The 15,124-nt window shown below is 48.4% G+C and carries 3 protein-coding genes; all 3 read left to right on the forward strand.

Translation table 11 applies throughout. The annotated features are described in order from the left end of the window. The first annotated feature begins 9 nt into the window (after window positions 1–9). The 3 genes from AB447_RS11020 to AB447_RS11030 all read left to right on the forward strand — a co-directional run bounded on the left by AB447_RS11020 (window position 10) and on the right by AB447_RS11030 (window position 15,110). Window positions 10–10,809 carry a non-ribosomal peptide synthetase gene (locus AB447_RS11020; protein ID WP_057957563.1) on the forward strand — a complete coding sequence of 3,600 codons (10,800 nt, stop codon included), beginning with the start codon at window positions 10–12 and terminating at the stop codon, window positions 10,807–10,809. A gap of 17 nt (window positions 10,810–10,826) precedes the next feature. Then, entirely contained in the window at window positions 10,827–14,630 is a 3,804-nt protein-coding gene (locus tag AB447_RS11025; protein ID WP_048354557.1) for a non-ribosomal peptide synthetase, read from the forward strand. 168 nt (window positions 14,631–14,798) lie between these two features. After that, on the forward strand, window positions 14,799–15,110 hold the full coding sequence (locus tag AB447_RS11030; protein WP_048354558.1) for a YbjQ family protein: 312 nt from the start codon (window positions 14,799–14,801) through the stop codon (window positions 15,108–15,110). Window positions 15,111–15,124 lie beyond the last annotated feature (14 nt).

Below are 15,124 nucleotides of genomic sequence, written 5' to 3' on the forward strand. Positions count from 1 at the left end.
GGATAAAATATGACAAAAAAGCATGAGATTCAGGATATTTATCCGCTTTCTTATATGCAGGAAGGCATGCTATTTCACACCCTTCTCGAAAAGGACTCACAGGCATACGTCGAACAGGCCTCATTTTCAATGACAGGAAAGGTTGACACAGAAATTTTTCAGAAAAGCATTGCTGTTCTTTGTGCCCGGCACGATATTTTCAGAACGATTTTTGTCAGCCAAAATGTATCCGTTCCACAGCAGGTCGTCTTAAAAGAACGGACGATCACCGTAGAAGAAAAAGATCTGATTCATTTGGACCGATCCGGCCAGCTCGCATTTATCGATGACGTCAAAAAAACAGACAGAGCCAAAGGGTTTCATCTGCAAAAAGATGGACTAATGCGCGTCATCCTTCTCAAAACGGGTGAACGCGAATTTACATGCATATGGAGCTTCCATCACATCATAATGGACGGCTGGTGCCTCGGGATTGTCCTGAAGGAGTTTTTCCATATATACGCTTCCCTTTTGCGCCAAACGCCATTAAAGCTTGAGCCTGCTGTTCCATACGGGACTTATATTCAATGGCTGATGGAGCAGGAGAAAGATGCAGCCGCCCGATACTGGGATTGTTATCTTGAAGGATTTGACCAGCAGAGCGGGCTGCCGAAGCAAAAAACAGCGGGCGCCAAAAACAGTCAAGAAGAAGTCACCTTTTCCCTTTCAAAAACAGATACAGCCAAGCTGAAAGAGCTGGCCGCAAAGGAAGAGGTCACACTGAGCACCATTTTTCACACGCTTTGGGGAATTTTGCTTCAAGCTTATAACCAGACGGATGATGCGGTTTTCGGTTCGGTTATTTCCGGAAGGCCGTCTGAAATTGCAGGGATAGAGCGGATGATCGGCCTTTTCATTAACACGGTGCCGGTGCGGATTACCGGAACAAAAACCCCTTTTGTGAAACTGATCAAACAAGTGCAAAAAGATGCGCTCAATGGGCAGCCGTACAGCTACCACCCGCTCTATGAGATACAGGCGGGATCTGCCGTCAAACAAGGCTTAATCGACCATATTCTTGTTTTTGAAAATTATCCTGTCGAAAAAGAAATCGCACTGCTGAACAACGGACAAGATGCAGAGGATCTGTTTCACATTCATGATTTCAACATGGAAGACGAGACCAACTACAGCTTTTATCTAATGGTGGCACCAGGTGAAGACATACATCTCAAAATGAGATTTGATTCCGGTATCCATGAACGTTCTTTCATCGAAAGTGTCAAAGGCCACTTGCAGCATATTATCGCACAAGTGCTGCAAAATCCGAATTTGACCCCGGAGGAATTGACGATCACAACACCACAGGAACAAGAAGATCTGCTCAGCACGTTGAAAATAGAGACAAAGCAGCGCGAATATGAAACGATTCAGTCTATGTTCGAACGTCAGGCGGCACAATCGCCTGATGAAAAAGCAATTCACTATGAAGGGCAGTCCATCACCTATAAAGAGCTGAATGAAACGGCCAACAAACTTGCGCGCATTCTCCGTAAACGGGGTGTCAAACGCCAGGAGCCGGTGGCGATCATTGTCGAACGATCTCCGGCTTTAGCGGCGGGAGTCCTCGGCATAATAAAAGCGGGTGCGGCTTTTGTTCCGATTGACCTGAGCCATCCCGTCGAACGCATTCGCTATTGTATAGAAAACAGCGGCTGTCAGCACATTGTATCGCAGCGTCATTTGGCGGCTGTTGTAAAGTCAGTCGAAACAGAGCAATGTGTGACATTCATGGAAGAAGCAGTTGCGGAAAGAGACGGAAGCAATGTTGAGACAGTAAACACAGCGGAGGATTTGCTTTACATCATGTATACATCTGGAACAACGGGGAAACCGAAGGGTGTTTTATTTGAACATCGAAATATGGCCAATTTGCTTGATGACCAATTTGAAAACGCATGTATTGATTTCAAAACAAATGTGCTCCAGTATGCATCTTGTGCGTTTGACGTCTGCTACCAAGAACTGTTTACAACCTTGCTTAGCGGCGGCACGCTTTGCATCGTGCCTGAATCAATCAAGCGCGACCCAGCTCAGTTGTTTTTGTTGATCAATGCGCAGCAAATAGAAGTCGTCTTTTTCCCGACGGCTTTTGTGAAAATGCTTTTTAACGAGGAACACTATGCGAACAATTTTCCAAACTGTGTGAAGCATGTCATTACAGCGGGAGAGCAATTGACGGTCTCTCACATTTTTAAGACATTGCTAAAGCGGAACAGAATACGCTTGCATAATCATTACGGGCCGGCAGAAACCCATGTCGTCTCGACAAGCACCATTCATCCTGAGGGCGACATTCCGGATTCTCCGCCGATCGGTAAACCGATCAGCCATAACGCCATGTATATCCTTGACAAAAACAAACGGCTTCAGCCTCGCGGTGTAGCGGGTGAGCTTTATATATCCGGCGCGAGCGTCGGGAGAGGATATGTCAACAATCCAGCCTTGACAAAACAGAAGTTTTTGCCCGATCCGTTTAGAGCGGGAGCCGTCATGTATCGAACAGGAGATATAGCAAGGCTTCGCACAGACGGACAAATGGACTATATCGGCCGGACTGATGATCAAGTGAAAATCAGGGGCTACCGGGTCGAACCGAAGGAAATTGAGGTGACATTGGCGAATCATCCTGCCGTTAAGGAAGCGGTTGTCCTGGTTCAAAAAGACAGTGAAGGGGAACATGAATTGTGCGCATACTACAGCACGCGAAAACCTATCGATCCTTCTGCATTGCGTCACGATTTGGCCGACGTCATCCCCGACTACATGATGCCAGTAAAATGGACTGCTGTGCCAGCGATTCCGCTTACCGTAAATGGAAAAGTCGACAAAAGCGCCCTCCCAGAACCAACATCATCCGCTTCACATCAGTCATACGCCGCACCGCGCAATTTGAACGAACTCAAGCTTTCGCAGCTTTGGGAAGATGTATTGAAAAGGGGCCCGGTCGGCATTCGCGACAACTTTTTTGAACTGGGGGGCCATTCTTTAAAAGCAACATCGCTCATCTCTCGCATCGCCAAAGAATGGAACGTTCAGATTCCATTAAGAGATGTCTTTGCCCATCCGACCGTGGAAGGGTTGGCAACTGTCATCAGTGAAGCGGAGGAAAACCCGTTTGCCTCGATTCAGCAAGTACAGACGAAGGAGACATATCCGGTTTCTTCCGCACAAAAACGGATGTATGTTCTGCACCAGCTTGATAGCGGTGGAATCAGCTACAACATTCCGGCCGTTTTGGAGCTGACAGGCGAGTTCGATCGGCATCGGGTGGAAGCTGTATTTCGAGAACTGATCCGCCGCCATGAGCCCCTTAGGACATCATTCGAAACAGGAGAAGACGGCGAGCCGGTGCAGCGGATTCATGAAAAGGTGCCATTTGAATTTCTAAGCGAATCTTCATCTGAATCATTTATCCGGCCGTTTGATCTTGGAAAGGCTCCGCTTTTCAGGGCAGGCTTTGTGACAGTTGAAAAAGGACGGTATCTGCTTTTAGTGGACATGCACCATATTATTTCAGACGGTGTCTCCATCCATTTGCTCATGCGGGAATTCAGCGAGCTGTATAAAGGACATGAACCGGCCCCGTTACGCATTCAATACAAAGACTATGCCGCATGGCAAGAAACATTCAAAACAAGCGACATATACAAGCGGCAAGAATCGTATTGGCTCAAACAACTGGCCGGGGAGCTGCCAGTGCTCGAATTGCCGACGGACAAACCGCGTCCCGCGGCAAAAAGCTTTGCAGGTGACAGGGTTCCGTTTGTGATCAGTCGAGAGCTTACATCACGTTTACAACAGCTCGCAGGAGAAAACAGGTGCACACTGTATATGACGCTTCTTGGGATATACACCGTTTTATTGTCACGGCTAAGCGGGCAGGAAGATATCATCGTCGGTTCGCCGATCGCTGGCAGACCGCATGCTGATCTTGAATCCGTGCTCGGAATGTTTGTGAATACACTGGCTCTGCGAACACGTCCGGTGAGCGGAATATCTTTCAAACAATATTTGCAGGACATTCGAGAAACAGCACTAGAAGCCTATGAACATCAGGATTATCCGTTAGAGGAGCTGGTTGACCGTCTCGGTGTTCAGCGGGAGATGAGCAGAAACCCGCTCTTTGACACAACGTTTGCGCTGCAAAATATGGAGCGGCAACAATTGTCGATGGAGGGGCTTGAGCTTCGGCAGAAAGATATCAGCCACCCGGTTTCTAAATTCGACCTGTCACTGTACATGGCCGAAAGCGGCGGACAATTATACTGTCAGTTTGAATACAGTACAGATTTGTTTGAACGGGAAACGATTCAAAGATGGGCCGATTTTTTTAAAACTCTGGCCAAAAACGCTGCACATCATCCTGAGCTGGAGCTGGACCATTTGTCCATACTTTCGAAAGAGGAAGAAACCGCACTTCTGCAAAACTTCAGCCCGATGAAAAAAATCGATTTCCCACTGGATCAGTTGCTTCATGATCAGCTCGAGCAGCAGGCGGAAAAGACGCCTGATCGCCCGGCCGTTTTGGCGGATGGCATCTCTATCACTTATAAAGAACTGAATGAACGAGCCAATCAAATCGCTTGGAAGCTGATAGACCGCGGTATTCAACAGGAAGATGTGATTGCCATAATGGGGAGACGTTCACCAGAGATGCTGATCGGGATTTATGGCATTTTAAAAGCGGGAGCTGCTTATTTGCCGATCGACCCGGACTATCCAAAGGAACGGATCCGTTTTTTAATGAGGGACAGCGGCGCAAAGATCCTGCTTGCGTCATCTGATCTTGCCGAAGCATCGATGTTTGAGGGAACCATTTTACCGCTCGATGACAGCTGTAAAAGCCACAGGGAAGCGGTATCCAATCCGAATTTGCCGGTGCCGCCCGATGCCTTAGCCTATATCATCTATACATCCGGCTCAACGGGACGCCCAAAAGGCGTGCAGGTTGAACACCGTTCCGCGGTCAACTTTTTATATTCGCTGCAAACCCGCTACTCCCTTATCGACTCGGACATCATTCTGCATAAAACGTCTTACTCATTTGATGCTTCAATATGGGAGCTGTTCTGGTGGCCGTTTGCTGGGGCTTCTGTCTATCTGCTTCCTCAAGGAGGGGAAAAAGATCCTGAAATCATCTTGAAAGCGCTGGAGGAAAAGCGAATGACAGCGGCTCATTTTGTCCCTTCTATGCTTCACTCATTCTTGGAATATATCAATAATAGAAATAAACCGGCCAACATCAGACATTTAAAAAGAGTTTTTGCAGGCGGCGAGCAGCTGGGGGCGCACCTCGTCTCCCGTTTTCATGAGCTTCTTCCGGGGACGGAATTGACAAATTCCTATGGGCCGACGGAAGCGACGGTAGAAGCGGCATACTTTGACGTCCCTAAAAGGAAAGTGCTTCACCATGTCCCGATCGGCCGTTCAGGACACAATATGAGACTGTATATTTTAAATAAAAAGCGGCAGCTCCTGCCGTTCGGCTGCCGAGGAGAACTCTATATCGCAGGAGCGGGTGTCGCAAGGGGCTACTTGAATCGTCCGGAGCTGACAGAAGAACGGTTTCTCGATGATCCGTTTTATCCAGGGGAACGCATGTATCAAACAGGAGATCTGGCGAGGTGGCTTCCGGATGGCACCGTTGAATGGCTGGGCCGCACGGACGGCCAAGTGAAAATCCGCGGCTACCGAATCGAACCGGGAGAAGTCGAAGCGGCGCTTCGACAGATCGACGGTGTGCGGGAAGCGGCGGTTGTTGCCCGGTCAGAAGGTGCTGAAACCGAGCTTTACGCCTATATTGAAGGTCAAGATCAACAGACCGTGCGGATGGAGCTGACCGAGCGTCTGCCGGCCTATATGATGCCTTCATCCTTTATCGAGATGAAAGAGTGGCCTGTCACACCGAGCGGAAAGCTTGACCGCAAAGCGCTGCCCGCTCCTCGTGAAGCGGCTGGGCGCCGCGCTTACACCGCACCGCGAAACATCACGGAAATGAAGCTTGCCAAGCTTTGGGAAGAGGTGCTGAAAAACGGTCCTATCGGCATTCACGATCACTTTTTCGAACGGGGAGGCCATTCGCTGAAGGCGACAGCGCTCGTCTCCCGCATCGCCAAGGTGTTTGGCGTGCAGGTGCCGCTGAAAGAGATCTTCGCCAGGCCGACACTGGAAGAGCTCGCAGCCGTCATTCAGGAATTGGATGAGAGCCCTTATGCAGCGATTGAACCGGCGGAAAAGCAGAACACATATCCGGTGTCCTCGGCACAAAAGCGGATGTATGTGCTCCAGCAGCTGGAAGACGGCGGTGTCGGCTACAATATGCCGGCGGCGCTTAAGCTGACAGGACCGCTCGACCGCGCGCGGCTTAATGCGGTTTTTCGAGAGCTGATCAGGCGCCACGAATCACTCAGGACCTCCTTTGAAACAGGCGCAGACGGCGAGCCTGTCCAGCGTATCCATGACGATGTTCCGTTTCAGCTCATAGAGGAGGAGTCGGCTGAAGACTTTGTCCGTCCGTTCAAGCTTCAAGAAGCGCCGCTTTTCCGTGCCGGTCTTGTGGAGGAAGCGGAGGAGCGCCACCTGTTATTGGTGGACATGCATCACATTATTTCAGACGGGGTGTCCGTGAACACGCTCATCCGCGAGTTCTGTGAGCTGTACGCCAACCGGACGCTGGCCCCGCTGCGGATTCAATATAAAGACTACGCCGTCTGGCAGCAGGCATTCAAACAAGAGGAGAGGTATCAAAGCGAGGAGGCCTATTGGCTGAAGCAGCTCGACGGAGAGCTGCCGGTGCTGGAGCTTCCGGCTGACAACGCCCGTCCGGCGGTGCGGAGCTTTGCCGGGGATCATGTGTCCTTTTCACTTGATGCGGACACTTCAGCAGGCCTTTACGAGATCGCCCGCGAGAACGGCTGTACCCTTTATATGGTTCTTCTTGCCGCCTACAGCACACTCCTTGCCCGTCTCAGCGGACAGGAAGACATCGTCATCGGTTCGCCGATCGCCGGGCGGCCGCACAAAGACTTAGAGCCTGTTATCGGCATGTTTGTCAACACATTGGCAATCAGAACGCATCCGACAGAAAATAAACGTTTCAGCGATTTCTTAAGGGAGGTCCGCCAAACGGCGCTTGAGGCATTCGAACATCAGGATTATCCGTTTGAGGAGCTTGTCGACCGGCTCGACGTCGTTCGTGATATGAGCCGTAATCCGCTGTTTGACGCGATGCTTGTCGTACAAAATATGGAACATCAAGAGCTTTTCCTGGATGGTTTGCATATTCAGCCTGCCGATATGTCTCAGACCGTGTCGAAGTTTGATCTGACACTGCAAGTTTCAGAAGGGGATGAACGCATACATTTTCGATTTGAATATGCATCATCCTTGTTTAAACAAGAAACGATCGAACGCTGGACATCTCATTTCATGACAATGCTTCAGCATATTGTCCATGCGCCGCAGACAGCGCTGCAGGCGATCAGCATGCTGACAGCTAAAGAACAACAGCTGCTGAAGACAAATTTCAACAGGATGCCGGAACAACATCGCCCTAACATAACCGTTCACGAATTATTCGCCCGCCAGGCAGCAAAATCGCCGAGTGCAACTGCACTCATCACTCGTGAAGGGGTGCTCACATATCAAGAATTAGATGAATGGTCAAACAAAATAGCGAGAACATTGCAAGATCGCGGAATTGGTCCGGATATCGCTGTGGGTATTATGATTCCCAAATCAACAGGCTTGATCGCAGCCGTTCTCGGAACCTGGAAAGCAGGGGGCGCCTATGTCCCGATTGATCTTGGATATCCGGACGAGCGCAAACAATATGTATTAGCCGACAGCGGAGCAAAACTGCTGATCACCGATAAAAAGGCAATTCATCAAGTACCTGATGGTTTTAAAGGCGAAGTGCTTCTGATTGAAGATGTACGGGAACAGGACACCGCACCTATTCTATCTGCTTCTGGACCTGATGATTTGGCCTATATCATTTATACATCAGGTACGACGGGCAAGCCAAAAGGCGTCATGGTGGAACACAGAGGAGTCGCTTATACAGTTCAGTGGCGCAGTGCTTTTTATGAATTTCATGATCAGGATATCGTACTTCAGCTTTCCTCATTTTCCTTTGACGCATTTGTCACAAGTATGTTTGCACCGCTTATATCAGGAGTGCAAACCGTTATCCCGGCTGAAGAAGAAGCGAAAGACATTCTCGCTATTAAACAATACCTGGCCCATTACGGCATTACGCATATGAATCTCGTTCCGATTCTGTACCGGACACTGCTTGACGTATTGCAGCCGGAAGATGTGCAAACACTGCGGCTTGTCACATTAGGGGGCGAAGCGATTGAACGGAATTTGCTGGAGCGCAGTTTCTCGCTCCGCCCTGACATAGAAATTTCCAATGAATACGGACCGACAGAAAGCAGCATCACGGCCACGGCGGCCAGAAGATTAAAACGACAGGAAAACGTCACGATCGGCCGGCCGATTGCTTATACAAATGTTTATATTTTAAAAGGAGATCACTTGCAGCCTATCGGTGTCACCGGAGAACTTTGCATTACAGGACCGGGGCTTGCAAGAGGTTATATCAATCTTCCTGAGCAAACGGCTCAAGCTTTCGTTCAAGATCCGTTCCATCCAGATCAGCGCATGTATCGGACGGGTGATTTGGCGAAATGGCTGCCGGACGGCACATTGCAGTATGTCGGCAGGATGGATGAACAAGTCAAAATCAGAGGCCACCGGATAGAGATAAAAGAAGTCGAAGCGGCACTCTCCGGCCTTGCGGGAGTAAAAGAAGCGGCAGTGGTGGATTCCGTTACCGCAGCGGGTCATAAGGAACTGTGCGCTTATCTCGTTGTTGAAAACGGCACAGATTGTGGCATGGTGCAGAGAGCGTTGGCAAAAAAAGTGCCGGCTTACATGGTTCCGGCGTTTTTTCAAACGCTTGATGCATTGCCTACCATGCCAAACGGGAAGCTGAATAAGCCCGCACTTGCAAAGATCCCGCACAAGGAAGAGACTAGGCAAACATTTACGGCTCCGACTACAGATATTGAAAAAGAATTGGCTGCCATCTGGTGCGGGGTGCTCGGTGTGGACAAGATCGGAATTGATGAATCATTTTTTGAGCTTGGCGGAGATTCCATTAAGGCATTGCAAGTATCGGCGAGATTGCATCAATCAGGAAAACAACTGGCCGTAAAAGATATCTTCAGCCATCCGACCATTCAAGAACTGGCGCCCTATGTTCGTTTATCTCAACAACCGATCAGCCAAGCATCTGTAGAAGGCGAGGTCATGTGGTCACCGGTGCAAAAATGGTTCCTGTCTCAAGATATGAAAGATGCGCACCATTTTAATCAATCGGTTATGCTGCATCGGACAAATCCGTTAGATGAAGAAGCATTGAGAAAAACGTTAAAAGCGATAACCGTCCATCACGATGCACTGCGGCTGATATGCGCCAAAGATGAACAAGGGAACTTGCGCCTGTACAATCGTCCGGCGAACATCGGGGAGGACCAGCTTTACAACCTGCGAATCTTCAATCTGACCGGCGCATCAAAAGACAATGAACACATCATCAAACACCAGGTTCGTGAGCTGCAAAAAGCAATGGACTTGGAAAACGGACCGCTGGTGCAAGCTGGGCTTTTCCGCTCAAGCGAAGGGGATGACTTATTTCTTTCTATCCATCACCTGGCTGTCGACGGCATATCATGGAGGATTATCCTGGAAGACTTGGCATCCGGCTATGAGCAGGCGATTCGCGGAGATGACATAGTACTCCCGCCAAAAACCGCATCATTCCAAACATATACCGAACAATTAGCCAAATATGCTGAAAGCCGGCGACTATTACAGCAAGCAGACTATTGGCGCGCCATCGAACAACACGAAACAGTTGAACTGCCAAAAGAGCAGACACATATCGACAAATCCGTTTTGAAAAAACGGGACACCCTATCATTTACTTTAGCTCAACAAGAAACAGACGCTCTCCTAAAAGATGTGCACAAAGCTTATAATACGGATACCCAAGACCTGCTTTTGGCGTCAGCCGTACTCGCTATTCAGCAATGGGCGCCGCAGCCGGCGCTAAAAATCGCGCTCGAAGGGCACGGCCGTCAATCTGAGGCGGCACATCACGATATCAGCCGAACCGTAGGGTGGTTTACCGCCATATATCCAGTCTTGCTTCAACTTGAACCGAATACATGGGCTGAAAATCATGAAGAATATATGATCCGCACATTAAAAATAACAAAAGACACGTTAAGACGGATACCTGACAAAGGATTTGGATACGGCGTTCTTAAATATATGACATCTCCCGAAAAAGCAAAGATCGAATTCGGCAAAGCACCCGATATCTGCTTTAACTATCTTGGGCAATTTGACATCGCAGATCGGGCGCAAACCGAAACAGAACAGCTTGATGCGTTTACATTTTCGCCTTTGGGGGGCGGTGAGGATATCTCCAGCACCTGGAAGCGTGAACAGTCGCTGGACATCAGCGCACTCATAGCTGAAGGCAGGTTGACCGTAAACATGACATATGAAACAGATCGTTTTCAGAAAGAAACAATTGAACGGCTTTCCCAAGATTGCCAGTACTATCTCAGAAAGCTGATAAACCATTGCCTCAGCAAGACTGAATCAGAAAAAACCGTCAGCGACTTTGATGATCGCGAGCTGACCGAGGAAGCATTTAAAAGTATAACCGACTTACTCGGATTCCATTAAAAAAGCGGGGGGAAACAATGGATCATACACAAAAAATCCAAAACATCTATCCTTTAAGCCACATGCAGGAAGGAATGCTTTTTCATTCTTTCCTGCAAGACGAAGGGGCCGCATATATTGAGCAGTCCGTTTTCACAATAAGGGGTCAGCTCCATTTAGACTGGTTCCAACAAAGCGTCCAATCGATCATCGACCGCCACGACATTTTCAGAACCGTTTTTTTGCCTCATGTTGCTCAGCTGAAAGAGCCGCGCCAAGTCGTTTTACAAGAGCGAACCTTTCATTTGCATGCTGAAGATCTGACCGATATGCCGGAAGCTGATCAAACCGAATATATCAGCCAATTTAAAGCAAGCGACAGACGGAAAGGCTTTGATCTGCAAAAAGATATGCTGATGCGGGTTTCTCTGTTCAAAACGGCGCCGGAAAAACACGTGTGTGTGTGGAGCCATCATCATATCTTAATGGACGGCTGGTGTCTCGGGATCGTGTTGCAAGAATTTATGCAATTTTACGAGTCTATCTATTCAGGAGAATCCGTTTCTTTAGAACCTGTTCAGCCGTACAGCACATATATTTCCTGGTTGTCCGACCAGGACAAAGACGAAGCCAAGGAATACTGGGAGAACTACTTGACAGATTGCAATGCGCCCACCGGGCTTCCCAGAGTGTCTACAAAATCTGTGGAAAAGGGATATCGGCAGAAAGAGCTGATGTTTTCGCTAGACCGGGAGCTGACGGCGCGGCTCAACACAATCGCCAAACAGCACGGAGCCACTCTCGCCACTCTCATGCAAACCGTTTGGGGCTTGATGCTTCAGCGCTACAACCGGACAGATGATGTCGTCTTCGGCTCTGTCGTTTCAGGCCGTCCTTCTGTGATTCCGGGAGTCGAGAAGATCATCGGTTTATTTATCAATACTGTGCCGGTGCGAATCAAGACCGAGAGCGAAAGTGAAACCTTTTCAGAGCTGCTTCGCCGCTCCCAAAAAGAAAGGCTGGCTCAAGACATGTTCAGCTATTATCCATTGGCTGACATTCAGTCACATACCGCTTTCAAACAGAGTGTCATCGATCATATTTTCGTTTTTGAAAACTACCCTTTACAGCAACAAATGCAGGACTCGGCAGACCGCACCGAATCACCGCTTCAGATCGAAAATGTAAATGTGTCGGAGCAATCTGGCTACAACTTCAACATTGTGATGGCACCGGGTGATGAACTCGTCATCAAGTTCAGCTACAATGCAAACGTGTATGACGAATCATGGATCGACTGTGTGAAGGGCCATCTGTTAGAAGCCTTGCGAAGAACGGCGGAGGACACCGATATCCCCGCCTCCAGGCTGCCGATGCTCGCGCCTGACGAAAAAGTCCGGATCATCGAGGAATTCAACGATACAAAAACAGAATACGACACAAACAAAACAATCGTTGACTTGTTTTCCAGTCAAGTTGAGAAAACGCCGGAGCACATCGCGCTTCATGCCGGAGGCTTGACGATGACATACCGGGAGCTGGATCAAACATCAACTGCATGGGCCCGCATCTTCCAAGAACAAGGCTTAAAGAAAAACGGAATTGCCGGAATTTTAGCAGAGCATTCCCCTGAATTTATCATCGGTGTTCTCGCCGTTTTAAAAGCGGGCGGCGTCTATTTCCCGCTTGATGCCGAACTGCCGCCCGAGCGGATCAGCTATATGCTGAAAGAAAGCGGAGCAGCCGTTTTGGCCGTTCAGAAAGGACTCAAGACGGACATTGATTTTCCTAACAAAGTAGTGATGTCCAAGAAAGCCCTATTGGCATCCGTCCGGGATATAAACATAGATACCCGCCCGGATGATTTGGCCTATATCATGTATACATCAGGTTCGACAGGCAAGCCAAAGGGCGTGATGATCTCGCACCGCAATGTCGTATCTCTGATCTCGAACAGCAATTACACATCAGCCGATACAAATGACCGATTGATCCTAACCGGTTCACTCGGCTTTGACGCCATCACTTTTGAAATATTTGGAGCGCTGCTGAACGGAGCGTGCCTCCATGTGATTGACCGCTCGACGATGTTGACACCTGCCCGTTTTGGAGGCTATTTGCTTAAACATGATATCACAGTGCTGTTTTTAACAACGGCGCTCTTTCATCAGCTGGCACAGGTTCAGCCGGAGATGTTTTCAGGACTGTCCACTTTATATGTCGGAGGGGAAGCTTTAACGCCTGCATTGATGAATACGGTCAGACACCGGTGCCCGAACCTGAAGCTTTATAACATATATGGTCCGACAGAAAATACAACTTTCTCTACATTTTATGAAATCAAACAAGATTTTTTTCAATCGATTCCCATCGGGAAACCGATCAGCAATTCAACAGCCTTTATTGTTGACGAATGCGGACAGCTCGCGCCGATCGGTGTTCCCGGGGAACTTTGCGTGGGCGGCGATGGTATTGCAATAGGATATTTGGACAGACCTGAATTGACGAGTGAAGCATTTGTACAACATCCGTTTCAACCAGGGGAAAAAATGTACAAAACCGGCGATTTGGCACGCTGGCTGCCAGACGGTAACTTAGAATATCTCAGCCGGATGGACCGGCAAATCAAAATTCGCGGCAAACGAACAGAACCGGCTGAGATAGAAGCGCGGCTCATCGAGATTGAAGGCGTTCGAGAAGCAGCTGTCACCATTGAAGAAAAAAACGAAGAAGCGCTCCTTATCGCATATTATGTAAGCGATGACCAAACAGAGGAAAAAACGATCCGTTCATTACTATCAAGGGTGCTTCCCGATTATATGATACCCCATGATTGGGTTAAACTGGACCGCATGCCTCTCACGGCAAACGGCAAAATCGACCGCCGCGCGCTGCCCGCACCTGATCAAAAACCGGTTTTGAAACAGATTGTTCCGCCAAGAAACTGGGTCGAAAGGGAGTTGATTGACATCTGGAAGCCTATTCTCGGCGTGAAGGAGCTCGGTATTGAAGATGACTTTTTCGAACTTGGCGGTCATTCGCTGAAGGCTCTGAAACTCATTCACCAGCTGAAAAACAGCCAGGGGATAGATATTCCGATTGAATTATTATTCGAGAATCCGACAATTGAACAATTAGCTGAAAAGCTGTTTTCACATGAGCTAAGCGCATCGGCCTTGCAGCATGTCAGCAGGCTGAATCCGCCGGCCGGATTGAACCTTTTCTGTTTTCCCCCCATTTCAGGTTTCGGCATATTTTATAAAGATCTCGCTGTAAAGCTACACGGCAAAGCGACCGTGTACGGATTTAACTTTATTGAAGAAGACAGCCGAATGGAACAGTACGTGAACAACATCATTGAAATCCAGCCTCAAGGTCCTTATATCCTGCTGGGATATTCAGCAGGAGGCAACACAGCATTTGAGATTGTAAAAGAAATGGAAAAACGCGATTTAGAGGTCAGTGATCTTATTATTGTCGATTCGTATCAAAAGAAGCAAGCATTGCCGCCTCAGCCGAGCAGCGTCTCAGCAGAAAACGTTCCTGCTCACCTCAGGGAAGCAATCATCAAAAAAATGACAAACTATCAAAAATATTGGGCAAAATTAATCAATGACGGTCGTGTCGATGCAAACATTCACTTTATCGAAGCCGGCATTCAAACAGAACAAAGCGGAACCACCGCATTGCAAAAATGGTCTGATGCCACAACACGAAGCTATCAAGAGTATAAGGGAGCCGGGCCGCATAAGGATATGTTCGAAACTCCCTATCTATCAAAAAATGCCGGGATTATTCAAAAGATCGTCGCAATCAGCGGCAAACGGTTAGAGCTTCATTAACAGTGCTTTTGTAAAACGGCACTTGCAACCCTGTGAGTGCAACCTTTGTTCAGTTTTGCAGGCGGCCGGAATGAAATTGTCCGGCCGCTTTAAAATCGGCTCAACATTTTTAAAATCTGTCCGATATCATACATAGATTAAATATTGTACGGCACAGGGGGAATTCACATGCTTATCGTGACAACGGATACGATCGCGGGTCATAACATACAAGAGGTTAAGGGGATCGTCACAGCGAGCGTTGTTCAATCGAGAAACATCGGAAAAGATATTTTGTCAGGTTTGAAGTCCGTGATTGGCGGAGAACTGAAAAATTATACAGAAATGCTTGAAGAATCGAAGAGAATGGTGAAAGAACGCATGGTGAAGCAGGCGGAGGAATCGGGAGCAAATGCGATCGTCGGGTTAAGGTTTGAACTCTCTGCAGGACAGGGTACTTCTGAATTAATCGGGTATGGAACGGCTGTCATCATTGATTAACTTTCGGAATGTCA

Source organism: Bacillus glycinifermentans (assembly GCF_001042475.2).
GTDB classification, from domain to species: Bacteria; Bacillota; Bacilli; order Bacillales; family Bacillaceae; genus Bacillus; species Bacillus glycinifermentans.

Coding starts and splice junctions, on each gene's coding strand:
- AB447_RS11020 (WP_057957563.1), top strand. CDS start 10: ATGACAAAAAAGCATGAGATTCAGGATATTTATCCGCTTTCTTATATG.
- AB447_RS11025 (WP_048354557.1), top strand. CDS start 10,827: ATGGATCATACACAAAAAATCCAAAACATCTATCCTTTAAGCCACATG.
- AB447_RS11030 (WP_048354558.1), top strand. CDS start 14,799: ATGCTTATCGTGACAACGGATACGATCGCGGGTCATAACATACAAGAG.